Here is a 23,652-nt window from a genome sequence, read left to right on the forward strand (position 1 = left end):
GCAGCGGGAAGGGCCATCCATGACCATCAGCGTGACGGGAATGACCAAGCGGTTCGGCCGGACCGAGGTGCTGCGCGGCATCGACCTGTCCATCGACAAGGGCGAGCTGGTCGCGCTGCTGGGTCCGTCCGGGTCGGGCAAGACCACGCTGCTGAAGATCATCGCGGGCCTGGAATGGCCCGATGCGGGCGCGCTGCAGGTCGATGGCGCCGACTGGCTGCGCCTGGCTGCGCAGGACCGGCGCATCGGCTTCGTGTTCCAGCATTACGCGCTGTTCCCGCATATGCGGGTGCGCGACAACCTGGCCTTCGGGCTGACCGTGCGGCCGCGCGCGCAGCGCCCGTCAAAGGCCGCGATCGCCGCCACCGTGGACGAATTGCTGCATTTCCTGCAGATCGCGCATCTGGCCGACCGCTATCCGACCCAGCTGTCGGGCGGTCAGCGCCAGCGCGTGGCGCTTGGCCGCGCCTTGGCGATCGAACCCAAGGTCCTGCTGCTGGATGAACCCTTCGGCGCGCTGGACGCGGCCATCCGGCGCGACCTGCGCCGCTGGCTGCGCGGCGTGCATGACAAGACCGGCTCGACCACCATCTTCGTCACCCATGACCAAGAGGAGGCCTTCGAGCTGGCCGACCGCGTCGTGGTCATGGGCGAGGGCCGGATCGAACAGACCGGCGATGCCGACGCCATCCACGACCACCCCGCCACACCCTTCGTCGCGCGCTTCATGGGCGCCACGGTCGAATTGCCGGTGACGCTGGCCGCCGGGCGGGCCGAGGCGCCGGGCCTGGACCTGACCGCCCTGCCCCGCCGCGCCCTGCCCGACGGCCCCGCCCGCCTGCTGGTCCGCCCCGAGGACATCACCCCTCGGCCCGATGCAGCATCCCCGTGGCGCGTCACCGGGCGCGGGTCGACCGGGGCGCGGCTGCGCGTCGCCTTGGCGGACCCCCAAGGCACCGCGCTGGAGGCCGACCTGCCCCGCCGCGGCACCGATGCCGCATCCCTGACCCCCGGCGCCCCCATGCGCCTGCGGATCGAGGCGGGCACGATCTTTTCCGCTGCGGGCCCACGCCCGGCCACGGCCCCCGTCCCCCATTCCCCGAAACTGGAGATCTCGCGATGACCCCCCGCATCCTGGCCGCCGCCTTGGCCCTGACCACCGCCACCCCCGCCCTGGCCCAGGACCAGCTGCTGAATGTCAGCTATGACATCGCGCGCGAGCTGTTCGAGGCGCTGAACCCCGCCTTCGCCGCCCATTGGCAGGAAACCACCGGGCGCACCGTCACCATCGACATGAGCCATGGCGGATCCTCGCGCCAGGCCCGCGCCATCCTGGAGGGGCTGCCCGCCGATGTCGTGACCTTCAACCAGGAAACCGACATCGACGTGCTGGCCGATGGCGGGCTGCTGTCGGCCGACTGGCGCGAGCTGCTGCCGAACGGGGCCTCGCCCTTCTATTCGCTGCCCGCCTTCCTGGTGCGCGAGGGCAATCCGCTGGACATCCAGGACTGGGACGATCTGGCCCGTGACGACGTGGCCCCGGTCTTTCCGAACCCCAAGACCAGCGGCAATGCGCGCTATACCTATCTGGCGGCCTATGCCTTCGAGCTGGGCCGCAATGGCGGCGACCAGGCGGGCGCGCAGGACTTCGTGCGTTCGATCTTCGGTTCGGTCCCGGTCTTCGACACGGGCGGGCGCGCGGCCACCCAGACCTTTGCGGAACGCGGCATCGGCGACGTGCTGGTGACCTTCGAGGCCGAGACCGGCGGCATCGCGGCCGAATACGCGGCCCAAGGCTTCGAGCGCGTCACCCCGTCCCAGAGCCTGTTCGCCGCCTTCCCCGCCGCGGTCGTGACCCAGAACGCCGAACGCAACGGATCGACCGAGGTGGCCACCGCCTATCTGGAATGGCTCTATTCCCCCGAGGCGCAGCAGATCCTGGCACAGCATTACTACCGCGTCACCGACGAATCCGTGTCGGCCGAATATTCCGACAACCTGCCGCCGGTGGATCTGGTGACGGTGGATGACGTCTTCGGCGGGTGGGACGCGGTGCGCGCCGAGCATCTGGCCGATGGCGCGATCCTGGACCAGGTCTTCGTGAACCAGTGATGACCGCGGCCGCCACCACCCAGGCCGGGCCGATCCGGGCCAAGCGCGTCCTGCCGGGCTTCACGCTCAGCTTGGGGACCACGCTGCTCTATCTGACGCTGATCGTGCTGATCCCGGTGCTGGCCCTGATCCTGAAGGGGGCCGAGATCGGCCCGCAGCGGTTCTGGGCCATCGTCACATCGCCCCGCGCGGTGGCGGCCTTCCAGATCACCCTGATCGCGGCGGGGATCGCCACGGTCTTCAACGCGATCTACGGACTTCTGATGGCCTGGGTGCTGGTCCGCTACGAGTTCCGGGGCAAGCGCATCCTGGACGCGCTGATGGACATGCCCTTCGCCCTGCCCACGGCGGTGGCGGGGCTGTCGCTGACGGCGCTGTTTTCCGCCAATGGGTGGTTCGGGTCGGTGCTGCACCCGGCAGGGATCCCGGTTGTCTATACCATTTGGGGGATCGCGCTGGCCATGGCTTTCACCTCGGTCCCCTTCGTGGTCCGCACCGTCCAGCCCGTGCTGGAGGACATGGACCCCGCGCTGGAACAGGCGGCCGTGACCTTGGGCGCACGGCCTTGGACCATCTTTTCGCGGGTGGTCTTTCCGGCGATCCTACCCGCCTGGCTGGCCGGATGCACCACCGCCTTCGCCCGCTCGCTCGGGGAATTCGGGGCGATCGTCTTCATCGCCGGCAACCTGCCCTTCCAGACCGAGATCGCGGCGCTGCTGGCCTTCATCCGCCTGGAAGAGTTCGACTATAACGGCGCCGCCGCCATCGCACTGGTGCTGCTGGGTTTTGCGCTGGTGCTGCTGGTGCTGTCGAACCTGCTGCAGAACTGGGCCGCCCGTCACCGCGAGGCCGCGCCATGACCCCCGTGACACCCCCCGGCGCGGGCGCGCGCCGCCTGCTGATCGGGCTGGCCGTCGCGCTGACGCTGGTCTTCATCGCGGCGCCGCTGGTCTATATCTTCGTGCGGGCCTTTGCGGGCGGCTGGCAGGTCTATGCCGCCAACATCATGCATCCTGCGACGTTGCACGCGATCTGGCTGACCACGATCACCGCGCTGATCGTCGTGCCGCTGAACGTGGGCTTCGGTATCGCCGCGGCCTGGGCCGTGGCCAAGCACCGCTTTCCCGGCCGCGGCATCCTGGTCACCATCATCGAGATCCCCTTCTCCATATCCCCGATCATCGCGGGGATCTGCTATCTGCTGCTCTATGGGCGGCAGGGGCTCCTGGGGCCGTGGCTGCAGGCCAACGACCTGCAGGTGATGTTCGCCCTGCCGGGGATCGTGCTGGTCACGATGTTCGTCACCGCCCCCTTCGTCGCGCGCGAGGTGCTGCCGCTGATGCAGGCCCAAGGCAGCGAACAGGAACAGGCCGCCGTCACCTTGGGCGCCAATGGCTGGCAGATATTCCGCCGCGTGACCCTGCCCAACATCCGGTGGGCGCTGCTCTATGGGGCGGTGCTCTGCACGGCGCGGGCGGTGGGGGAATTCGGCGGCGTGTCGGTCGTGTCGGGCAATATCCGCGGCCAGACCAACACCCTGCCCTTGCATGTCGAGCTGCTGTTCAACGACCTGAACGCGGTCGGCGCCTTCGCCGCCGCATCCACCCTGACGCTGATCGCGGTGGTCGCGCTGCTGCTGAAGGCCGCGCTGGAGGGGCGCCGCGCGGCCTGACGGCTGGCCCTTTCCGCCCGACATGCTAAGATCGCACAAATCAAACGGGGGGCGAGGGTCATGAATTCACTGGTGCTGATCGCGGTCGGCCTGCTGGGCATCCTGTCGGGCTGGTTTTTCTATTCGCGCTTCATCGCGGCGCGCATCTATCAGCTGGACGCCCAGTTCCGCACCCCCGCCCATGAGTTCCGCGACGGCGTCGATTTCGTGCCGACCAACCGCTATGTTCTCTGGGGGCACCATTTCACCTCGGTCGCGGGGGCGGCGCCTATCGTGGGGCCGGCCATCGCGGTGATCTGGGGCTGGGGGCCGGCCTTCCTGTGGGTGGTGCTGGGGACGATCTTCTTCGCCGGCGTGCATGACATGGGGGCGCTCTGGGCCTCGGTGCGCAATCGCGGGCAATCCATCGGCGGCCTGAGCGAGAAGCTGCTGGGCAGCCGGGCGCGCTGGATGTTCATGCTGATCATGTTCCTGGTGCTGCTGATGGTGAATGCGGCCTTCGCCACCGTCATCACCAACCTGCTGATCCAGTTCCCGACCGCGGTGATCCCGGTCTGGGGGGCGATCGTGGTGGCGATTGGCATCGGCCAGCTGCTCTATCGCGCGCAGGTGGGGCTGCTCTGGCCCACGATCATCGGGGTCGGACTGCTCTATGGGCTGATCCTGCTGGGCAATGCCGTGCCCGTGGCCCTGCCGGCCGAGATCTTCGGGCTGAGCGACCGGGTGGTCTGGGTGCTGCTGCTGTTCCTCTATGCGGGGATCGCGTCGACCCTGCCGGTCTGGATGCTGCTGCAGCCGCGCGACTACATCAACGGCATCCAGCTGTTCGTGGCGCTCGGGATCATCTATGCGGCGGCGCTGCTGTCGGCGCCGACGGTCGTGGTGCCCTTCATCAACGACCAGGTCCCGGCGGGCACGCCGCCCATCGCGCCGTTGCTGTTCGTGACCATCGCCTGCGGGGCGATCTCCGGGTTTCACGGGCTGGTCTCGTCGGGGACCAGCTCCAAGCAGCTGGACCGCGAGACCGACGCCCGGCTGGTCGGCTATGGCGGCGCCGTGGGCGAGGGGATGCTGGCCTTGGCCGCCATCGTCTGCGCGACCGCGGGCTTTGCCACCTTGGCCGACTGGCAGGCGGTCTATACCAATTTCGGCGCGGGCAGCGTGGGCGCCTTCGTGACCGGCGGGGCCAACATCGTCTCGCAGGGCCTGGGCATCCCCGCCGGGCTGGCCGCGACCATCCTGACGGTGACGGCGGCGCTGTTCGCGGGAACGACCATGGATACCGGCGTGCGCCTGCAGCGCTATGTCATCCAGGAGACGGGGGCCATCACCGGCATCGCCGCCTTGAAGAACGGCACGCTGGCCACGCTGCTGGCGATCGGCTTCTGCCTGGCGATCGCCTTCGGCGCGGCCTCGGACGGGACGGGGGGCATGGTGATCTGGCCGCTCTTCGGGACGTCGAACCAGCTGCTGGCCTCGCTGACGCTGTTGATGGTGACGGTGATCCTGGCGCGGCTCGGGCGGCCGGTGGTCTTCACGCTGGTGCCCTTGGTGCTGGTCCTGACCATGGCGATCTATGCGCTGCTGCTGCAGATCGGGACCTTCCTCGGGGATCAGAACTGGACCTTGGCGATCATGGCGCTGTTCATCCTGGGCGCGGCGATCATGGTCGGCATCTCGGCCGTCACCGCGCTGCGCCAGACGGGCTTTTCGCTGCTGGCCCACCGGCACCCCGCCGAATGAGCTGGCGCGCCATCACCGAGGGGCTGGCGGAATATTACCGCGCCCCCTATCGCCAGGCCATGGCGCGCGAGGCGCGGGACCGCGACGACCTGTTCCGCCTGCTGGTCCTGTCCGAGGCGTTGGGGATTCCCAATCCCGCCGCCCCCTACACGCTGGAGCTGATGCCCCTGGTCTGGGACGATTTCCACGACTGGCACCGGCGCATGGGGATGCCGCATTCGCCGCTGGACCATATCCGATGCTGCTGAGCCTGCTGGAACGGCGGGGGCTGATCTTCTTCGGCGGCAAGGGCGGGGTCGGCAAGACCACCCTGTCGGCCATGGCCGCCCTGGCCCTGGCGCGACAGGGGCGGCGGGTGTGCCTGGTCTCGACCGATCCGGCGCATAATCTCGGGCATCTGTTCGAACGTCCGGTCGGGCCGCATCCGGTCGCCATCGCCCCGAACCTGACCGCGATCGAGCTGGACCCGGAGGCCACCGTCACCGCCCATCTGGACCAGGTCGCGGGGTTTCTGTCCGAGGTCATGCCCCGCGGCGGCCGGGCCGAGATCGACCGCCACCTGTCGCGCGCCCGCCACGCCCCCGGCATGGCCGAGGCCGCGCTGCTGGACCGCATCGCCGATCTGGCCCAAGGCATAGGGCGCGACCATGACCATCTGGTCCTGGACACCGCGCCCACCGGCCATACCCTGACCCTGCTGTCCCTGCCCGAGATGATGACCGCCTGGACCGATGGCATGATCGCGAACCGCGTGCAGGCGGAACGATTTTCCGCCAGCGCCCGCGCCATGGTCACCGGCAGCACCGGCGAGGACCCCCGCGCCGCCGCCATCCGCCAGACCCTGGGGCGCCGCCGGGAACGGCTGGCGGGTCTTCGCGACCATATCACGGACCCGGACCGGGCGGGCTTCGTCGCGGTGACCACGCCCGAACGCATGCCCGTCCAGGAAACGCTGGCTTTGGGCCGGGCGCTGGATCAGGCGGGCATCCCCTTGGCGGGCATCGTCGTGAACCGCGTTCCCGCCGAACACGCGCCCGACGCCATCGCCGCGCGCTTGGCACCGCTGACCCGGGCCTGGCCGCGCCTGCCCCTGACCCGCGTGCCCCAGACCCCCCAGGAACCTTCGGGCATCGACGCGCTGCAGGCGCTGTCCGCCGTGCTGGCGGGCGGACCAGCATAAGTTATCGGAACGCCCCCGCGGCGCCCGCGTTTCCCCTATCATGGAGACACGCGCATGACCCGCCGCACAATCGCCATCGTCGGCAGCGGACCGACCGGCATCTATACCCTCAGACATCTGCTGGACACGGCCACCCCCCTGGAGGTGACGCTGTTTGAGCGCGGCCCCCGCGCGGGCATCGGCCAGCCCTATTCCCCCGACAGCGTCAGCGCCCCCATGCTGGCCAATATCGCCAGCATCGAGATCCCGCCCGTGCTGGACCCCTATCTGGACTGGCTGCGCGACCAGCCCGATGCGGTTCTGGCCGAATTCGGGCTGGAACGCGACGCCCTGCATGACCGGCTGTTCACGCCGCGCCTGCTGCTGGGCCGCTATTACCGCGACCAGCTGCTGGCGATGACCCGGCGCGCCCGCGCCGCGGGCCATCGCATCACCATCCGCGAAGGAACCGAGGTCACCGACATCCGGGCCGACGATCGCGGCCTTTGGCTGAGCGATTCCGCGGGCGGCCCGGCGCGGCCCTTCGACCGGGTGATCCTGGCCACCGGCCATCAGTTCCCCGACGCGGACGAGGCCACCCGCAGCTATTTCCCCAGCCCCTGGTCCGGGCTGATCCAGGCCCGCATCCCCGCCGCGCGGGTGGGGATCATGGGCACATCGCTCAGCGCGATCGACGCGGCCATGGCGGTGGTGACCCAGCATGGCCGGTTCCGGCGCGACGGCGACGATCTGGCCTTCGACCTGGACCCCGGCTCGGCCGATCTGCGCATCGTGCTGATGTCGCGCAGCGGCATCCTGCCCGAGGCGGATTTCTACTGCCCCATCCCCTACGAGCCGCTGAGCATCGCCACCGCCCCCGCCCTGGCCGCCTGCCTGCAGGGCCCGGCGCCCCTGGATGCGGCCTTCGACCTGGTCCGGGCCGAGATCATGCAGGCCGACCCCGCCTTTGCCCTCCGCATCGGCCTGGGGGGGCTGGATGCGGACAGCTTCGCGGATGCCTATTTCGCCGCGCGCCAGGCCGCCGACCCCTTCCGTTGGGCGCGCCGCAACCTGGCCGAGGTCGAACGCAACAAGGCCGACCGGGTGACCGTCGCCTGGCGCTATGCCCTGCTGCGCCTGCACGAGGCCGTCGAGGAGATCGTCCCCGACCTGCCCGATGCCGATCGCGACCGCTTCGATGCGGGGCTAAAGAAGGTCTTCGTCGACAATTACGCCGCCGTGCCCTCCGAATCGATCCGCCGCCTGCTGGCGCTGCGCGATGCGGGGATCCTGTCGCTGCAGACCTTGGGCACCGATTACGACCTGACCCGCGAGGGCGCGCAGACCGTCATCGACCACCATGACCGGACCGAGCGTTTCGCCGTCTTCATCGACGCGCGCGGGCAGAAGGCCCTGAGCTCGGCCAACTTGCCCTTCCCCGCCCTGCGCGCGGCCTTGGCGGCGGCGGGACAGGACATCCCGGAGGTGGCCGAGGATTACGGGTTGATGGATGCGGGCGCCTTCACCGGGCGGCTCTGCCTCGCCGCGCTGCCTTACCTGATGCATGACCGGCCTTTCGTGCAGGGCATCACCGCCTGCGACGACATCGCCCGCGCCATCGCCGCCGGAATGGCCACCAGACGGCGGCGGCGCCTGACCTTGGTGGGGTGAGGGCTGGACTTCCTTCCGTGAAACATCCATATGGATGGTAAGCGGAAGGAATCAGCCATGGCATCCCCATCACCGGCCCGCACAGCCGATACGGAAAAGATCACCATCAACCTGGGCTTCGTGGATCTGGGGCGGATCGACCTGTTGGTGCGCGAGGGGTTCTATGCCTCGCGCAGCGACCTGATCCGCACCGCGATCCGCGCCCAGCTGGACCGCCATGACGCGCTGATCGCCCCCACCATCGTGCGCGACGATTTCGTCATGGGCCTGCGCGACCTGACCCGGGCCGAGCTGGAGGGCCTGCAGGCCGCGCGCCAGATGCTGGACCTGCGCGTGATCGGGCTGGCCCGCTTTGCCCGCGACATTCCCCCCGACCTGGTGACAGCGACCATCCGCTCGATCGAGGTGCTGGGCACCATTCAGGCCGATCCCGCCGTCAAGGCCGCGCTGGATGCCTGCCGTTCCCCGAAAGGACCGAAACCATGACCAAGCCGATGTCGATGAACATGTCCGAGATCACCCGCCTGATGCGCGCGGGTCAACTGACCGAGGCGACGCGGATGATCCAGACGGGCCTGGGCGGATCGTCCCTGCCCCAGATGCCGCAAATGCCCCAGATGGGCCAGATGCCGCAGATGCCCCATCAGGGCCGCGCCACCCCCGCCATCCCCGAAGGCGCGCGCTGGACCATGGGCCAGCACGCGGCGGCGGGCCAGGCGCGGCAATACCGCCTCTATGTCCCGGCCTCGGCGGCAGACGGGGCCGAGGGCCTGCTGCTGCTGCTGCATGGCTGCACCCAGGATCCCGACGACTTCGCCCGCGGCACCGCCATCCTGGCCGCGGCCGAGGCGCGGCGCATGATCGTCGTGCTGCCCGCCCAGACCGCCCAATCCAACATGAACAAATGCTGGAACTGGTTCGAGCCGCGTCACGCCGCCACCGATGGGGGCGAGGCCGCCTTTCTGACCGACCTGACCCGCACCCTGGCCCATGACCATGCGATCGCGCCCGACCGGCGCTTTGCGGCGGGCCTGTCGGCGGGGGGTGCGATGGCGGTGATCCTGGGCGCGGTCTTCGCCGATGATTTCGGCGCGGTCGCCTGCCATTCGGGCCTGCCCAACGGCGCGGCCTCGGATATGGGATCGGCCTTCGCGGCCATGTCGCAGGGCGGGCGCGACGGCGGCGCGGGCGTGGGCTGCCGGCTGCTGATCCTGCACGGATCGGCGGACGGGACGGTCTCGCCGCGCAATGCCGATGCGGTCCTGTCCCAGGCCCTGCGCCGCCAGCCGGGCCTGACCCGCCGCGCCGCCGATGCCCGGCTGGCCGGGCACGAGGTCCGCATCGGTCGCCATCGCGATGCCACAGGCACCCTCAGGATCGAGGATTGGCGCATCGCGGGCCTGGGCCATGCCTGGTCCGGTGGCGCGCCGGAGGGCAGTCATACCGCCCCCGGCCCCTCGGCCACCGATGCGATGATGCGGTTCTTTCTGGACGGGGCCGACTGATCCCGCATGGCTGGCCTTTCGCGACCGGCTGCGCCATGCTGCGGGCCGATCAAGGGGGGAGACCAGCGATGCGCGACATGGCAACCAAGGACCTGCTGGAGGCATTCCGCGCCGTCACCGGCCCCGCCGGGGTCGTCGATGCGCCGGATGCCATGGCGGGCTATCTGACCGACTGGACCGGGCGCTGGACGGGGCAGGCCATCGCCGTGCTGCGCCCCGACGGCACCGACCAGGTGGCGGCCTTGCTGGGCCTGTGCCATCGCCACGGCGTCGCGGTGACGACCCAAGGGGGCAATACCGGCATCGCCGGGGGCGCGACGCCCATCCCCGACCGCGACCATGTCGTGCTGTCGCTGGACCGGATGCAGCGCATCCTGGCCATCGACCCTGCCGCCCGGACCGCCACCGTGCAGGCGGGCACCGTCCTGCAGACCCTGCAGGAGGCGGTGGCCGATCACGGCCTGACCTATCCGCTGATGTTCGGCGCAAGGGGCAGCTGCACCATCGGCGGCACGCTGGCCACCAATGCGGGCGGGTCGAACGTGCTGCGCTATGGCACCGCGCGGGCGCTGTGCCTGGGGGTCGAGGCGGTGCTGGCCGACGGCACCGCCATCAGCGACCTGCAGGGGCTGCGCAAGGACAATACCGGCTATGACCTGCGCGACCTGCTGATCGGGTCCGAGGGCACGCTGGCCGTCATCACCGCCGCCGTGCTGCGCCTGCATCCCGCCCCGGTGGCGGTGACCACGGGCTTTCTGTCGCTCTCGGGCCCGGAGGCCGCGCTTGGGGTGCTGAACGCGCTGCAGGATGCGACCGGCGGGCTGGTCGAGGCCTTCGAATACATGCCCGCCCCCCTGATCGACCGGATCTGCGCCCATACCGGCGCGCGCCCGCCCCTGGCCGCGCCCGCCCCCACCGGCATCCTGCTGGAGGCCGCATCGACCCGCCCCTCGGACCGCGATGCGGGGGGGCTGGAGGATCTGGTCCAGGACTGCCTGGCCGGGTTGATGGAACGGGGGTTGGTGCTGGACGCGGTGATCGCCGCATCGGGCCAGCAGCGCCGCGACCTCTGGGCCATGCGCGAGGCAACGGCGGAATCCATCATGGCGGTGGATGGCTACATCTTCGATCTGTCGCTGCCGCTGTCGCAGATCGCGCCCTTTTTGCAGGTCACCGATGCCGAGGTGGCCCGGGCCGGGATGACGGCCCTGACCGTCGGGCATCTGGGCGACGGGAACCTGCATTATTCTATCGCGCCGGGCGGCGGGGCGGCGTTGGGGGCGCTGCGGGCGCGCATCCTGGACCGGGTGGCGGCGATGGGCGGGTCCTTCAGCGCCGAACACGGCATCGGGCAGGACAAGCTGGACCTGATGGCGGCCTATCGCGACCCCGCGCGGCTGGCCGCCATGCGCGCCCTGCGCCGGGCAATGGACCCGGCGGGCATCCTGAACCCCGGCAAGACGATCCCCGACGCGCCCTGACGCTTTACTAATATGTTAGTATGCTATATTCGGATCCCGGGCCGCGTCGGCCCGCGGATCGCGAAGGGGGTGCAGGGATGCGGCAGACATGGCGGTGGTTCGGACCGGTGGATCCGGTCTCGGTCGATGACATGCGGCAAGCGGGGGTCCAAGGCGTCGTCAGCGCCCTGCACCACATCCCCACCGGCGCCGTCTGGACCCCGGAGGGGATCGCCGCCCGCCAGGACCAGATCGCCCGCATGCGCGACGGCGCCCCGTCGGGCCTGGCATGGGAGGTGGTCGAGAGCCTGCCCGTCAGCGAGGCGATCAAGACCCAAGGCCCCGGCTGGCGCGACCATGTCGCCGCCTGGACGCAATCGCTGCGGAACCTGCATGCGGCGGGGCTGCGGGTGGTGTGCTACAACTTCATGCCGGTGCTGGACTGGACGCGCACGGACCTGGCTTGGCCCCGGCCCACGGGGGCGCGCTGCATGCGCTTCGACCTGGCCGATTTCGCGGCCTTCGACATCCATATCCTGGCCCGGCCCGACGCCGCGCGGGATTTCCCCGAGGCCGTCCGGGACGAGGCCGCCCGCCGCTTCGCCGCCATGGACCCCGATCGCGCCGAGGCCTTGGCCGCCAATATCGTCTGCGGCCTGCCCGGCGCGGCCGACCGGCTGTCCATGGCCGATCTGCGCGACCTGTTGGCCAGCTATGCCCCCGTGACCGAGGCGCGGCTGCGGGCAAATTTCGACGCCTTTCTGGAACAGGTGGCGCCCGTCGCGCAGGATCTGGAGATGCGCCTCTGCTGTCACCCGGACGATCCGCCCTTTCCGCTGCTGGGCCTGCCCCGCATCATGTCGACCGAGGCGGATTACGCCGAACGCATGGCGGCGGTGGACCTGCCCGCCAACGGGATCACGCTGTGTTCCGGATCGCTCGGGGCGCGCCATGACAACGACCTGCCGGGCATGATGCGCCGCTTGGGCGACCGGGTGCATTTCCTGCATCTGCGCAATGTGCGTCGCGACGCGGATACCGTGCCCGCATCCTTCTTCGAGGACGAGCATCTGGGCGGCCAGACCGACATGCCCGCCCTGATCGCCGCCATCCTGGACGAGGAGGCCCGCCGCGCCGCCGCCGGGCGCGCGGACGTCCAGATCCCCATGCGCCCCGATCACGGCCAGGACATCCTGGACGATATCGGCCGGGGCGGCCAGCCGGGCTATCCCGCCATCGGGCGGCTGAAGGGCCTGGCCGAACTGCGCGGGGTCGAGGCCGGGCTGGCCCATGCGCGGGGGCGGTCGTGACCCGCATCCTCTGCATCGGCGAGGCGATGGTCGAGCTGTCGGCCCAAGGCGATCTGTGGCGCGCGGGCATCGCGGGCGACACGCTGAACACCGCCTGGTATCTGCGCCGCCTGCTGGGGCCGTCGCATCATGTCGGTTACCTGACCCGGGTGGGGCGGGGCGATTTCTCGCGCCGGGCGGTGGACTTTATGGCGGCCGAGGGGATCGACACTTCCCATGTCACGACCGACCCCACGCGCGAGATCGGCCTTTACGCTATCACCCTGACCGAGGGTGAACGCAGCTTCACCTATTGGCGCGACACATCGGCGGCCCGCGGGCTGGCCGACGGTCCCGACCGGCTGCAGTCCGCGCTGGTGGGCTGCGACATCGCCTATCTGTCGGGGATCACCTTGGCGATCCTGCCCGATGCGGGGCGGGCGGCGCTGCTGGATGCGCTGCGGGGCCGCGATGTGGTCTTCGACCCGAACCTGCGCCCGCGGCTCTGGCCGGATGCGGGGCGGATGCGGGCGGCGATCACCGAGGCGGCGGGGTTGGCGGCGCTGGTCCTGCCCAGCTTCGACGACGAGGCCGCGCATTTCGGCGATGCCGATCCCAAAGCCACCATCGCACGCTATCGCGCGGCAGGCGCGGGCCAGGTCGTGGTCAAGAACGGCGGCGGGCCGGTGGCCTATGGCGGCCCCGAAGGCTCGGGCGTGGTGGACGACCTGCCCCGCGACCGGCCGGTGGACAGCACGGCGGCGGGCGACAGCTTCAACGCCGCCTATCTGGCCGCGCGGCTGGAGGGCGGGACCTGCGCGGATGCGATCCGCGCGGGCCATGCGCTCAGCCGCCGGGTGATCGCCCATCCGGGCGCCTTGGTGCGGGCGGCGGTCTGATCCCTCAGGTCGCGAATTCGCCCACACGCAGACAGCGCGCGGCATGGGCGGGACCGACGGGCTGCATCGGGACGCTGCCCTGACGGCAGGCCTCGGTCACCACGGGACAGCGCGGCGCAAAGGGGCAGCCGGGCGGCAGATGCGCCAGATCGGGCGGCGCGCCGGGGATCGCCTCCAGCCGGGTGCCCTTGACCATCGCGTCATGCGCCCGGCTTTTCAGCAGGCCCACGGTGTAGGGATGACGCGGCGCGCGGATCAGGTCGCGAGCGCTGGCCTCCTCGACGATCCGGCCCGCATACATGACGGCGATGCGATCCGCGACCTCGACGGCGGCGCCGATGTCATGGGTCACGAACAGGATCGACAGGCCCAGATCGCGCTGCAATTCGCGCAGCAGCAGCAGGACCTGCATCTGGACGGTCGCATCCAGCGCGGTCGTCGGCTCGTCGGCCAGCAGCAGCCGGGGCCGGCAGGCCAGGGCCAGCGCGATCATCGCCCGCTGGCGCATGCCGCCCGACATCTCGTGCGGGTAATTGTCCAGCCGCGCCCGGGCCGAGGGGATGCGCACCCGCTCGAACAGCTCCAGCGCGCGGGCGCGGGCGGCCTCGCGGGTGACGGATTCGTGGCGGCGGATCGTCTCGGCGATCTGGTCGCCCACCGAATAGACCGGGTCGAGGGCCAGCAGCGGTTCCTGAAAGATCATCGCCGCCTCGGCGCCCCGAAAGGCCGAGAGCGTGCGGCCGTTCATCGCCATCACGTCGCGCCCGCCGACCAGGATGCGGCCCTCGATCCGGCTGCGTTTCTCGGGGTTCAGGCGCATGACGGCGCGCATGGTCACGGATTTGCCCGATCCGCTTTCGCCGATCAGCGCCACCGCCTCGCCCGGCGCGATGTCCAGCGAGACGCCGCCCACCGCGCGCACGGGCCGCGTGCCGCCGGTGAAGGTGACGCCCAGGTCCCGGATCGACAGATAGGGTTCGGTCATTCGGCGGCCTCCGTCACGGCATGGCCCGATTGCGGATCGCGGGCGTGGCAGGCGACATTGTGATGGGGGCCTGAGCCGGTCAGCGCAGGCTCGCGCGTGGCGCAGACCGGCGCGGCGATGGGACAGCGGGTGTGAAAGCGACATCCGGGCGGCGGGTCGATCGGGTTCGGCGGATCGCCCGCCAGCGCGGGTTCCGTGTTGCGGTTGTCCGGATCCATCGAGGGCATGGATGACAGCAGCGCCCCCGAATAGGGATGCATCGGCCGGTCATAGAGCGCGTCGGCACCGCCGATCTCGGCCACCTTGCCCAGATACATGACCATCACCCGGTCCGACACGAAGCGCACCACGTTCAGGTCATGGCTGATGAAGACATAGGTCAGCCCGAATTCCGCCTTGAGATCGGCCAGCAGGTTCAGGACCTGCGCCTCGACCGACTTGTCCAGTGCGGATACCGCCTCGTCCAGGATGATGACCTTGGGGCGCAGGGCCAGGGCGCGGGCGATGTTGACGCGCTGGCGCTGGCCGCCCGACAGCTCGTGCGGGTAACGGCCTGCGAAACGGGCGGGCGACAGGCCCACGCGGGTCAGCAGGTCATGCGTCCGGGCCAGCGCCTGCGCCGCGGGCAGGCCGTGGACGCGGGCGCCGAACGCCACGTTATCCTCGATCGTCAGGCGCGGGTTCAGCGAAGAATAGCTGTCCTGGAACACCATCTGCACCTGACGGCGATAGGCCTTCAGCGGCAGATCAGGGCCGCCGACCAGCTTGCCTTCGAAGAACAGCTCTCCGGCATCAGGCTGTATCAAATGCATCAAGAGACGCGCGGTCGTGGATTTCCCGCAGCCGGATTCGCCCACGACGCCCAAGGTCTCGCCCGGCATGACCTCCAGATCCACGCCATCGACGGCATGGACATCCTTGACGCGCCTGCCCAACAGGCCGCCGGTCACGGGGAAATACTTGCGCAGGCCGCGCACGGACAGGATCGGCTGGACGGTCATTGCCGCACCTCCATTGCCGAGCGGAGCCCGTCGGCCAGCATGTTGAACGAGATCGAGACCATGAAGATCATCAGCCCCGGCAGCGCCGCGACCCAAGGCTGGACATAGATCGCCGTACGCAGCGTGTTCAGCATCAGCCCCCATTCCGGGTTCGGCGGCCGCACCCCCAGCCCCAGAAAGGACAGCCCCGAGGCCAGGATCATGCTGACCGCGATCAGCGATGTCGCATAGACGAAGATCGGCCCCAGCACATTGCCCAGCACATGCACCCGCAGGATGGTCAGCGCGCCTGCCCCCGATGCGCGCGCCGCCTCGATGAAATCCGACGACCGCAGCCGCGTCGTGACCGATTCCGCCACCCGTGCGATGGGCGGGATGAAGACGACGGTCAGCGAGAACAGCGCATTCCCCAGCCCCGCGCCAAGCGCCCCCGACAGGGCCACGGCCAGCAGGACCGAGGGAAAGGCGTAGAACACGTCGATCGTCCGCATGATCAGCGTGTTGGTCCAGCCGCCCGCATAGCCCGCGACGATGCCGATGGCCGATCCGATGACGAAGGCCATGACCACCGGCGTCACCCCCATCAACAGCGACAGCCGACCGCCCCAGATCAGCCGCGACAGCATGTCCCGGCCCAGCTCATCCGTGCCGAGGGGGTGGCCCTCGGTCCCGATGGGCTTCAGGCGGTTGATCATCCGCCCCTCCAGCGGGTCCATCGGCGCGATCAGCGGGGCCAGGATCGCCGCCAGCACGATCAGGCCCAGCACCATGGCCGCGCCCATCGCGGTGCGGTCACGACGCAGCCGCGCGCCGACATTGCGCCAATAGCCCGCGCTGCGGACGGGGGCGGTGGGGGCCAGGCCCAGGGTCGCGTCAGCCATGGCTTTACCTCTTGATGCGGGGGTCGAGCGCGCTTTGCATCACGTCGACGATCAGGTTCAGGATGACGAAGAACATCGCCAGCACGAGGATCGTGCCCTGCAACAGCGGCAGGTCGCGCTGGAAGATGGCCGAATTCAGCAGCATCCCGGTGCCGGGCCAGCTGAAGACCGTCTCGATCAGGATCGACCCGCCCAGCAGGTATCCCAGCTGGACGCCCATCACCGCCAGCGCGGTCGGGGCGGCGTTCTTGACAACATGGCGGAACACGCCCCATTCCGACAGGCCCCGCGCGCGCAGCCCGATGACGAATTCCTGGGCCAGGATCTCCGACACAAGCGCCCGGACGGTGCGGGCGATGATGCCCATGGGGATCACGCTCATGGTGATGGCGGGCAGGATCATGTAGCTCAGATGCTCCAGGTCCAGCCGCCATTGCCCGGATCCGCCCGGCCCCGCCCCCGCCGCGGGCAGCCAGCCCAGCTGGGCGGAAAAGACGATGACCAGCACCATCCCCAGCCAGTAATGCGGCACCGAGACGCCGAAGACCGCCGCCGCCGAAGCCGCCTTGTCCAAGGGCGAATTCGCGAAATACCCCGCGACGAAGCCGAAGAGGCTGCCCAGCAGAAACCCGATCACCGTCGCGACCGAGGCCAGCATCAGCGTGTTGCCCACCGCGCGCATCACCTCGGTGGTGACGGGGCGGCCGGTCGCGATCGAGGTGCCCAGATCGCCTTGCACCGCGCGGCCCAGCCACAGCAGGAACTGTTCGACATAGCTGCGATCGAAGCCATAGAGGACCATCAGCCGTTCCTGCAGCGCGACCGAGGCATCGGCCGGCAGGATCGAGATCAGGGGATCGCCCGGCGAGATATGGACCAAGGCGAAACAGACCACCGACACGCCCAGCAGCACGGGCAGGGTCAGGATGATCCGGCGGATCGTATAGGCGAGCATCGGCTGTCCCCCGCGGGTTCGGCGCCCCCCGGCCCACGGCCAGGGGGGCGCGGGATCACTGCATGTCCATCGGCGCGATGTCGATGAACCAGCTGCGCGGCTGCACCACGCCCGTCACCCGGTCCGACATGGCGCGCGGGCCGGTGTCATGGGCGACCCAGACAAAGGGCGCCTCCTCGACGATGCGGGCGTGCAGGCGGGCCAAGGCCGCGTCGCGCTCCTCGGGTTCAAAGCTGGTGCGGGCATCCTCGATCAGGGCGTCGATCTCGTCATTGCCGAAATGGCCCCAGTTGTTCGAGACCGGCGGAAAGGCCTTGGTCGAGGTGAAGCGCACCATCGCGAAGAACGGGTCCATCGTGGCGAAGGTCACGTTGATCGCGTTGGCCCCGGCGGCGCTGTCATCCTTTGCGCCGCGGCGCCAGTTGGTGAAGACGGTGTTCCATTCGATCACGTCCAGCTCGACGTCGAAATAACACTCGCGCAGCGCCTGCTGCAGATATTCGTTCATCGGGATGGGCTGCATCTGCCCCGAGCCCGAGGCCGAGGTCTGGACCTTGACCCGCACCGGGTTTTCCGCCGAATAGCCGGCCTCGGTCATCAGGCGCTGCGCCTCGTCCAGGTCATAGCGGATGTCAAAGGACGGGTTGCCCCACCAGGGATGTTCGGGATCGACCGTGCCCTTGGGGATGCCCATGTAGCCGCCCAGCAGGATCTGCAACTCTTCGCGGTCAAAGCACAGGTTCGCGGCATGGCGCACCCGCCGGTCCAGCCAGGGCGAGCCCTCGGCAAAGGACAGCTGCCACGGCCAGACATGAGGCTGGGGGTTGGAATGGATGGTGAAGCCGCGCGACTCGATCTGGGGGATGGCGTCGGGGGCGGGCGCCTCGATCCAGTCGACCTGACCCGACAGCAGGGCGGCGGTGCGGGCATTCGCCTCGGGCAGGGGGACCAGCACGACGCCGTCCAGCCTGGGCGTGCGGGCGGGGTTCCAGTAATCCGCGTTCGGCGCCAGCTCCAGCCGCTCGCGCGGGGAAAAGGCGGTGACGCGGAACGGCCCGGACCCCGAGGGATCGGCGGCGAAGGCCGCCCAGGCCGCCTCGGCATCGCCGGTCTCGTCGAACTTGGCCTGCCAATGGCTGGGCGAGGCCATGAACAGGTTCGTCAGGTTGAAGGGCAGAAAGCTGTCGGGCTCGGATGTGGTCAGCTCGACCGTGAATTCGTCGATGGCGCGCGCGCCTGTCAGGGTCGGCATGCGCGATGCGGTGACGCCCACCTGGCTGGCGTCGAAATGGGGGGCGTCCTCGTTCAGGACCTTCTCCACGTTCCAGACGACGGCCTCGGCGTTGAAGGGGCTGCCGTCATGGAAGGTCACGTCGTCGCGCAGGGTGAAGGTCCAGCGGGTGCTGTCCTCGGGGTCGACCGCCCATTCCGTCGCCAGCGAGGGGATGATGACCGACGGCTCGTCTGCCTTGGACAGGTCCCAGGCCGTCAGGCTGTCATAGATGGTCATGCCGGTGAAGCGGTTGCCCTCGAACCCCTGGTCGGGCTGGCCCAGGGTGCGGGGGATGTCGGCGGCGGTCATGCCGATGCGCAGGATCCGGTCCTGCGCCAAGGCCGTGACCGGGACGGTCAGGACCGAACCGGCAAGACAGGCGGCGATCAGGCGCGACAATCGGGATGCCATGGGCTTTTTCCTTTCGACAAGGCCGGGCGGGCCAGCAAGGCTGATTGAGAACAAGATTGTTAACAATGCCGACGCTGTCGAAACCGCCGGGGCCGGTCAAAGGGAAACGGCCCCTGATGCGGGCTGTGGCCGGGGGAAACCGATACCGCCCGATCCCGCGCCACCCTGCCCCGCGATCCGCCGCAATTCAGGGCAGCGGGGAAAGGCCTACATCACCGCGCCGATCTGCCAGGGCTGGAATTCACTGTCGCCCAGGCCCAAGGCCTCGCTGCGGGTCGTGCGGCCCGATGCGGTGGCCAGGATCAGATCGACGATCTGGCGGCCCTTGGTCTGCAGGTCGATGCCGGTCAGCACATCGCCGCAATTCAGGTCCATGTCGTCGCGCATCGCTGCGAACAGCGCGTCATTCGTGGCCAGCTTGATCGTCGGCGCGGGTTTCGATCCGAAGGCCGATCCGCGCCCCGTGGTGAAGACGATCAGCTGCGCGCCCCCCGCGATCTGGCCCGTGACCGAGACCGGGTCATATCCGGGCGTGTCCATGAAATTCAGCCCCGGCGCGGTGATCGGCTGGCCGTAATCCAGCACCGCGTTCAGGGGCGTGCCCCCGGCCTTGGCGACCGCGCCGAGCGATTTCTCCAGGATCGTGGTCAGCCCGCCCGCCTTGTTGCCGGGGCTGGGATTGTTGTCCAGCGAGGCGCCGTGCATGGCGGCATACCCCTCCCACCAGCGCAGGCGTTCGGCCAGGCGGCTGGCCACCTCGGGGCTGGCGGCGCGGTCCAGCAGCAGGCGTTCGGCGCCGTGGATCTCGGGCGTCTCGGACAGGACGACCGATGCGCCCTGCGCGGCCAGGATGTCGCTGGCCACGCCCAATGCCGGGTTGGCGGTGATCCCCGAAAACCCGTCCGAGCCGCCGCATTGCAGCCCGATGCGCAGCGCGCGGGCGGGCGCGGGCGCGCGGCGGATGGCATTCACTTCGGGCAGCATGGCGCGCAGGCGGGTCTTGATCGCCTCGATCGTGGCGCGGGTGCCGCCATTGTCCTGGATGGTCAGGCCGTGAAACCGCGCGGCCTGCCCCAGGTCCTGTTTCATGCGGGCGATCTGCATGACCTCGCAGCCCAAGCCCACAAACAGCGCCGCGCCGACATTCGGATGGCCGGCATGGCCCGTCAGCACCCGCTGCAGCGCCTGCCAGCCCGGCCCGTGATCGGCCATGCCGCAGCCCGTGCCATGGGCAAAGGCGGCGATGCCGTCCACGTTGGGATAATCGGCCAAGCTGCCTTCGGCCTCGATCTCCTGGGCGGCGCGGCGGATGACGGTGGCCGAACAGTTCACCGTGGCGACCAGCGCGATGTAATTGCGCGTGCCCACCTGACCGCCCGGCCGGTGATAGCCCTGAAAGCCGAGCGCCGGGCCGCGATGGCGGTCCAGCACGGCGCGCGCGGCCTCCAGCCCCGATCCGGGACGGTGGCTGCGGTCGTGATCGCCGAAGGCGCAGTTATGGCCGTGGACGTGATCGCCGGGCGCGATGTCGCAGGTCGCATAGCCGATGATCTGGCCGTATTTCACCACCGCCTGACCCCGCGCCATCGCGCGGCGGGCGATCTTGTGCCCGGCGGGGGCCGGGCCCCGCGCGGTCAGGATCGCCACCGTATCGGCGGGGTTCAGAACCAAGGGATCAGCCATGCGCAGCCACCGACGCGCGCGCGCCGTCGCGGATCAGCCCCTCCAGCGCCGCCGTCAGATCGGCCGCGAAGCCCGGATCGTCGCGCAGGGCGGCGGGAAAGACCTGGGCCAGCGACAGGAACCCTGCGACCGTCCGCGCCGGGTCGTCCTGCCACAGCGCGGCCAGCCGGGGGGCCAGCGGGTCCTTGACCTCGATCGCCGCGCCGTCCTCGTCCCGCCCCGAGGCATAGCGCATCCAGGCCGCCACCGCCAAGGTCAGCCCCGGCACCGCCCGCCCCGCCGCGCGGCCCTCGGCGATGGTGCCGAGGATGCGCTGCGGCAGCTTCTGGCTGCCATCCATCGCGATCTGCCACGTGCGGTGGCGGATCGCGGGATTGGCATAGCGGGCGGCCAGCGCCTCCGCATAGGCGGCCAGATCCTCGCCCGGCGGGGGGGTCAGCGCGGGGATGATCTCGGCCCGCCAGAGCCTGCGGACAAAACCCGCGAAGACCGGGTCGGCCACCGTGTCGGCGATCGTCTCATGTCCCGCCAGATAGCCCAGATAGGCGAGGCTGGAATGGGTGCCGTTCAGCATCCGCAGCTTCATATGCTCGAAGGGGGTGACGTCCTTCACTAGTTGCACGCCCACCGCGCCCAGATCGGGGCGGCCGGCGCAGAAATCGTCCTCGACCACCCATTGGCGGAAGGGTTCGTGCATCACGGGCGCCTCGTCGCGGGTGCCGGTCAGCGCCGCCAGCCGGTCCAGATCGGCGGGGGTCGTCGCGGGCACGATCCGGTCCACCATGGTCGCGGGGAACGCCCCCTCGGCCGCGATCCAGTCGGCGAGTGCGGGGTCGATCAGGCGGGCCAGATCCAGCACCACGCCGCGCACCACGCGGCCGTTCTCCGGCAGGTTGTCGCAGCAGAGCACCGTGAAGGGCGGCAGGCCCCGGTCGCGGCGCGCGGCCAGCGCCCGGACCAGAAAGCCCGGCGCGGAACGGGGCAGCGGGTGGTCCAGATCATGCCGGATGTCGGGATGATCGGCGTTCAGCCTGCCCGTCGCGGGTTCGTGGCAATAGCCCTTTTCGGTCACGGTCAGGCTGACGATCTTGACCGAGGGCGCGGCCATCGCGTCCAGCACGGCCTGCGGATCCTCGGGCGCGACCAGCACATCGCGCAGCACGGTCACGACCTGCGGGGTCTCGCCCTCGGGGCCCAGCTCCAGCGCGGTATAGGCCCAGCCCTGCGGCGCCAGCCGGTCGCGCGTGCCGGGCGATTGCAGCGAGACGCCGATGATCCCCCAATCGCCGCCCGACCGGGCCATGGCCTCGGCCACGAAGATCGCCCCATGCGCGCGGAAGAAGGCGCCGAGGCCCAGATGGACGATGCCCGCGGGGGCCTCGGACGGGATGCGGGTCAGTCTAGCGGGCAAGCCAGCCTCCATCGACAGTGAGGATCGCGCCGTTGATATAGTCGGACGCAGGGGCCGCCAGGAAAACGGCGGTCTGGGCGATATCCTCGGGGCGGCCCCACCGGCCGGCGGGGATGCGGTCGAGGATCGCCTTGGAACGGTCGGGATCGGCGCGCAGCGCCTCGGTATTGGCGGTCTCGATATAGCCCGGCGCGATGGCGTTGACGTTCAGCCCGCGCGCGGCCCATTCATTGGCCATCAGCTTGGTCAGCCCTGCGACGCCATGTTTGGACGCGGTGTAGGACGGCACCCGGATGCCGCCTTGAAAGCTTAGCAGGGACGCGATATTAATAATCTTGCCCATGCCCCTCGGCAGGGCGGCGCGGGCGAAGGCCTGGCAGGTGAAGAACAGCGCCTTGGCGTTCACATCCATCACCGCGTCCCAATCGGCCTCGGTGAAATCCACCGCGTCGTCGCGGCGAATGATGCCGGCATTGTTCACAAGGATGTCGATGCGCTGATCGGCAAACACATCGCGCGCGGCCATCGGGTCCGCGAAGTCCAGCCGTAGCGAACGGCCCGACCCCATCAGCGCCAGCGTTTCGTCGCAGTCACGCCGGCCCGCGGCGATGACATCGGCCCCCGCCTGCGCCAGCGCCACCGCGATGGCCTGCCCGATGCCGGTATTCGCGCCGGTCACCAGCGCGGTGCGGCCCTCAAGCGAAAAGGGGCTCACCGCAGGTCCTCCGGCTGGATGAAGTCCATGTCGGTATAGTCCACGTTGTCCCCGGCCATGGCCCAGATGAAGGTATAGCCGCCGATCCCCGCGCCCGAATGGATCGACCAAGGGGGCGACAGCACCGCCTGTTCATTGGCGACGAAGAGGTGCCGCGTCTCTTGCGGCTCGCCCATCAGGTGCAGGACCCGCGCCTCGGGGGACATGCCGTGATAGAGATAGGCCTCCATCCGCCGGTCATGGACATGGCTGGGAATGGTGTTCCAGACCGAGCCATCCTCCAGCGTGGTGTAACCCAGCACCAGCTGGCAGCTTTCCATCACCAGCGGGTGGATGAACTGTTTGATCGTGCGCTTGTTCGATGTTTCCACCGCGCCCATGTGGACATGCTTGGCCTCGGCCACCGTGACCAGCCGATGCGGCAGCGCCCGATGCGCGGGCGCCGAGGTCAGATAGAACCGCCCCTGCCCCGAAAACGTCACCGGCCCCGCACCCATGCCCAGATAAAGCACGTCCCCCTCGGCCATGTCCCAGCCCTGCCCCGCCGCCTCGACGCGGCCCGGGCCGCCGATGTTCACGACCCCCATCTCGCGGCGGTCGAGGAAGCCGGGCGTGCGCGTCTCGGGCACCACATCCAGCGTCAGCGGCGCGCCGTCCGGCACCGCGCCGCCGACCACGAAGCGGTCGTAATGGGTGTAGGTCAGGCGGATCTCGCCCGTGGCGAAAAGCCCCTCGACCAGGAAATGGCGGCGCAGCGTCGCGGTGTCCATGGCTTTCGCATGGTCGGGATGGACCGCGTGGCGGGTCTCGACTTGGGTCATCGGGGG

At 69.8% G+C, this 23,652-nt stretch carries 22 protein-coding genes; 13 read left to right on the forward strand and 9 right to left on the reverse strand.

Annotation, left to right across the window (positions count from 1 at the left end; all coding sequences use genetic code 11):
- Positions 1-19: 19 nt before the first annotated feature.
- The 13 genes from JHW48_RS16515 (at position 20) to JHW48_RS16575 (ending at position 13,510) form a co-directional block, all read left to right on the forward strand.
- The gene (locus tag JHW48_RS16515) at positions 20-1,123 is read left to right on the forward strand and encodes a sulfate/molybdate ABC transporter ATP-binding protein (RefSeq protein ID WP_272835869.1); all 1,104 of its coding nucleotides are present in this window, start codon (positions 20-22) and stop codon (positions 1,121-1,123) included.
- Positions 1,120-2,112 (forward strand): sulfate ABC transporter substrate-binding protein, encoded by a 993-nt coding sequence (locus tag JHW48_RS16520; RefSeq protein WP_119885125.1) that lies wholly within the window; start codon positions 1,120-1,122, stop codon positions 2,110-2,112. The genes JHW48_RS16515 and JHW48_RS16520 overlap by 4 nt, the downstream gene beginning before the upstream one ends.
- Positions 2,112-2,972 (forward strand): sulfate ABC transporter permease subunit CysT, encoded by an 861-nt coding sequence (gene cysT, locus JHW48_RS16525; protein WP_119885126.1) that lies wholly within the window; start codon positions 2,112-2,114, stop codon positions 2,970-2,972. The genes JHW48_RS16520 and cysT overlap by 1 nt, the downstream gene beginning before the upstream one ends.
- Positions 2,969-3,784: a sulfate ABC transporter permease subunit CysW gene (cysW, locus tag JHW48_RS16530; RefSeq protein WP_119885127.1), complete on the forward strand. Its 816-nt coding sequence runs from the start codon at positions 2,969-2,971 to the stop codon at positions 3,782-3,784. The genes cysT and cysW overlap by 4 nt, the downstream gene beginning before the upstream one ends.
- 60 nt (positions 3,785-3,844) lie before the next feature.
- Positions 3,845-5,527: a carbon starvation CstA family protein gene (locus JHW48_RS16535; RefSeq protein WP_119885128.1), complete on the forward strand. Its 1,683-nt coding sequence runs from the start codon at positions 3,845-3,847 to the stop codon at positions 5,525-5,527.
- Positions 5,524-5,775, forward strand: coding sequence for a cory-CC-star protein (locus JHW48_RS16540; RefSeq protein WP_119885129.1), 252 nt, complete (start codon positions 5,524-5,526; stop codon positions 5,773-5,775). The genes JHW48_RS16535 and JHW48_RS16540 overlap by 4 nt, the downstream gene beginning before the upstream one ends.
- Positions 5,766-6,707: an ArsA family ATPase gene (locus JHW48_RS16545; protein WP_119885130.1), complete on the forward strand. Its 942-nt coding sequence runs from the start codon at positions 5,766-5,768 to the stop codon at positions 6,705-6,707. Before JHW48_RS16540 ends, JHW48_RS16545 begins: the two co-directional genes overlap by 10 nt.
- Positions 6,708-6,761: 54 nt before the next feature.
- Positions 6,762-8,357, forward strand: a complete 1,596-nt coding sequence (locus JHW48_RS16550) for an FAD/NAD(P)-binding protein (RefSeq protein WP_119885131.1) — start codon at positions 6,762-6,764, stop codon at positions 8,355-8,357.
- Positions 8,358-8,414: 57 nt separating this feature from the next.
- Positions 8,415-8,843 (forward strand): CopG family transcriptional regulator, encoded by a 429-nt coding sequence (locus JHW48_RS16555; protein WP_119885132.1) that lies wholly within the window; start codon positions 8,415-8,417, stop codon positions 8,841-8,843.
- On the forward strand, positions 8,840-9,862 hold the full coding sequence (locus JHW48_RS16560; protein WP_119885133.1) for an extracellular catalytic domain type 1 short-chain-length polyhydroxyalkanoate depolymerase: 1,023 nt from the start codon (positions 8,840-8,842) through the stop codon (positions 9,860-9,862). The genes JHW48_RS16555 and JHW48_RS16560 overlap by 4 nt, the downstream gene beginning before the upstream one ends.
- A gap of 68 nt (positions 9,863-9,930) precedes the next feature.
- Entirely contained in the window at positions 9,931-11,343 is a 1,413-nt protein-coding gene (locus tag JHW48_RS16565; RefSeq protein ID WP_240637705.1) for an FAD-binding oxidoreductase, read from the forward strand.
- Between the two features lie 77 nt (positions 11,344-11,420).
- Positions 11,421-12,632 carry a mannonate dehydratase gene (uxuA, locus tag JHW48_RS16570; RefSeq protein WP_119885134.1) on the forward strand — a complete coding sequence of 404 codons (1,212 nt, stop codon included), beginning with the start codon at positions 11,421-11,423 and terminating at the stop codon, positions 12,630-12,632.
- Positions 12,629-13,510, forward strand: a complete 882-nt coding sequence (locus JHW48_RS16575; protein WP_119885135.1) for a sugar kinase — start codon at positions 12,629-12,631, stop codon at positions 13,508-13,510. The genes uxuA and JHW48_RS16575 overlap by 4 nt, the downstream gene beginning before the upstream one ends.
- A gap of 4 nt (positions 13,511-13,514) precedes the next feature.
- Here the strand turns inward: JHW48_RS16575 and JHW48_RS16580 are convergent, their stop codons facing one another.
- The 9 genes from JHW48_RS16580 to kduI all read right to left on the reverse strand — a co-directional run bounded on the left by JHW48_RS16580 (position 13,515) and on the right by kduI (position 23,646).
- The gene (locus JHW48_RS16580) at positions 13,515-14,495 is read right to left on the reverse strand and encodes an ABC transporter ATP-binding protein (RefSeq protein WP_119885136.1); all 981 of its coding nucleotides are present in this window, start codon (positions 14,493-14,495) and stop codon (positions 13,515-13,517) included.
- Positions 14,492-15,496, reverse strand: coding sequence for an ABC transporter ATP-binding protein (locus JHW48_RS16585; RefSeq protein WP_119885137.1), 1,005 nt, complete (start codon positions 15,494-15,496; stop codon positions 14,492-14,494). Before JHW48_RS16585 ends, JHW48_RS16580 begins: the two co-directional genes overlap by 4 nt.
- A complete protein-coding gene (locus tag JHW48_RS16590) occupies positions 15,493-16,377 on the reverse strand; it encodes an ABC transporter permease (RefSeq protein WP_119885138.1) in 885 nt (294 codons plus the stop codon). The genes JHW48_RS16585 and JHW48_RS16590 overlap by 4 nt, the downstream gene beginning before the upstream one ends.
- A 4-nt stretch (positions 16,378-16,381) precedes the next feature.
- Complete coding sequence (locus JHW48_RS16595) at positions 16,382-17,332, reverse strand: ABC transporter permease (protein WP_119885139.1); 951 nt, start codon at positions 17,330-17,332, stop codon at positions 16,382-16,384.
- Between the two features lie 55 nt (positions 17,333-17,387).
- A complete protein-coding gene (locus JHW48_RS16600) occupies positions 17,388-19,016 on the reverse strand; it encodes an ABC transporter substrate-binding protein (RefSeq protein WP_119885140.1) in 1,629 nt (542 codons plus the stop codon).
- 207 nt (positions 19,017-19,223) lie between these two features.
- Positions 19,224-20,699, reverse strand: coding sequence for a UxaA family hydrolase (locus JHW48_RS16605; protein WP_119885141.1), 1,476 nt, complete (start codon positions 20,697-20,699; stop codon positions 19,224-19,226).
- Positions 20,692-22,098, reverse strand: coding sequence for a mannitol dehydrogenase family protein (locus JHW48_RS16610; RefSeq protein WP_473093028.1), 1,407 nt, complete (start codon positions 22,096-22,098; stop codon positions 20,692-20,694). Before JHW48_RS16610 ends, JHW48_RS16605 begins: the two co-directional genes overlap by 8 nt.
- Position 22,099: 1 nt before the next feature.
- Positions 22,100-22,825 carry a 2-dehydro-3-deoxy-D-gluconate 5-dehydrogenase KduD gene (gene kduD, locus JHW48_RS16615; protein ID WP_119885143.1) on the reverse strand — a complete coding sequence of 242 codons (726 nt, stop codon included), beginning with the start codon at positions 22,823-22,825 and terminating at the stop codon, positions 22,100-22,102.
- Positions 22,822-23,646 (reverse strand): 5-dehydro-4-deoxy-D-glucuronate isomerase, encoded by an 825-nt coding sequence (kduI, locus tag JHW48_RS16620; RefSeq protein ID WP_119885144.1) that lies wholly within the window; start codon positions 23,644-23,646, stop codon positions 22,822-22,824. Before kduI ends, kduD begins: the two co-directional genes overlap by 4 nt.
- Positions 23,647-23,652 lie beyond the last annotated feature (6 nt).

The organism is Paracoccus aestuarii (genome assembly GCF_028553885.1).
Lineage (GTDB): Bacteria > Pseudomonadota > Alphaproteobacteria > Rhodobacterales > Rhodobacteraceae > Paracoccus > Paracoccus aestuarii.

What these genes read in the sequence shown, in the direction of transcription:
- JHW48_RS16600 (WP_119885140.1), bottom strand. Translation starts at nt 19,016, where the DNA reads ATGGCATCCCGATTGTCGCGCCTGATCGCCGCCTGTCTTGCCGGTTCG.
- uxuA (WP_119885134.1), top strand. Translation starts at nt 11,421, where the DNA reads ATGCGGCAGACATGGCGGTGGTTCGGACCGGTGGATCCGGTCTCGGTC.
- JHW48_RS16560 (WP_119885133.1), top strand. Translation starts at nt 8,840, where the DNA reads ATGACCAAGCCGATGTCGATGAACATGTCCGAGATCACCCGCCTGATG.
- JHW48_RS16550 (WP_119885131.1), top strand. Translation starts at nt 6,762, where the DNA reads ATGACCCGCCGCACAATCGCCATCGTCGGCAGCGGACCGACCGGCATC.
- JHW48_RS16535 (WP_119885128.1), top strand. Translation starts at nt 3,845, where the DNA reads ATGAATTCACTGGTGCTGATCGCGGTCGGCCTGCTGGGCATCCTGTCG.
- JHW48_RS16605 (WP_119885141.1), bottom strand. Translation starts at nt 20,699, where the DNA reads ATGGCTGATCCCTTGGTTCTGAACCCCGCCGATACGGTGGCGATCCTG.
- JHW48_RS16590 (WP_119885138.1), bottom strand. Translation starts at nt 16,377, where the DNA reads ATGGCTGACGCGACCCTGGGCCTGGCCCCCACCGCCCCCGTCCGCAGC.
- JHW48_RS16555 (WP_119885132.1), top strand. Translation starts at nt 8,415, where the DNA reads ATGGCATCCCCATCACCGGCCCGCACAGCCGATACGGAAAAGATCACC.
- JHW48_RS16515 (WP_272835869.1), top strand. Translation starts at nt 20, where the DNA reads ATGACCATCAGCGTGACGGGAATGACCAAGCGGTTCGGCCGGACCGAG.
- kduI (WP_119885144.1), bottom strand. Translation starts at nt 23,646, where the DNA reads ATGACCCAAGTCGAGACCCGCCACGCGGTCCATCCCGACCATGCGAAA.
- cysW (WP_119885127.1), top strand. Translation starts at nt 2,969, where the DNA reads ATGACCCCCGTGACACCCCCCGGCGCGGGCGCGCGCCGCCTGCTGATC.
- JHW48_RS16595 (WP_119885139.1), bottom strand. Translation starts at nt 17,332, where the DNA reads ATGCTCGCCTATACGATCCGCCGGATCATCCTGACCCTGCCCGTGCTG.
- JHW48_RS16540 (WP_119885129.1), top strand. Translation starts at nt 5,524, where the DNA reads ATGAGCTGGCGCGCCATCACCGAGGGGCTGGCGGAATATTACCGCGCC.
- cysT (WP_119885126.1), top strand. Translation starts at nt 2,112, where the DNA reads ATGACCGCGGCCGCCACCACCCAGGCCGGGCCGATCCGGGCCAAGCGC.
- JHW48_RS16545 (WP_119885130.1), top strand. Translation starts at nt 5,766, where the DNA reads ATGCTGCTGAGCCTGCTGGAACGGCGGGGGCTGATCTTCTTCGGCGGC.
- JHW48_RS16565 (WP_240637705.1), top strand. Translation starts at nt 9,931, where the DNA reads ATGCGCGACATGGCAACCAAGGACCTGCTGGAGGCATTCCGCGCCGTC.
- JHW48_RS16520 (WP_119885125.1), top strand. Translation starts at nt 1,120, where the DNA reads ATGACCCCCCGCATCCTGGCCGCCGCCTTGGCCCTGACCACCGCCACC.
- JHW48_RS16580 (WP_119885136.1), bottom strand. Translation starts at nt 14,495, where the DNA reads ATGACCGAACCCTATCTGTCGATCCGGGACCTGGGCGTCACCTTCACC.
- JHW48_RS16585 (WP_119885137.1), bottom strand. Translation starts at nt 15,496, where the DNA reads ATGACCGTCCAGCCGATCCTGTCCGTGCGCGGCCTGCGCAAGTATTTC.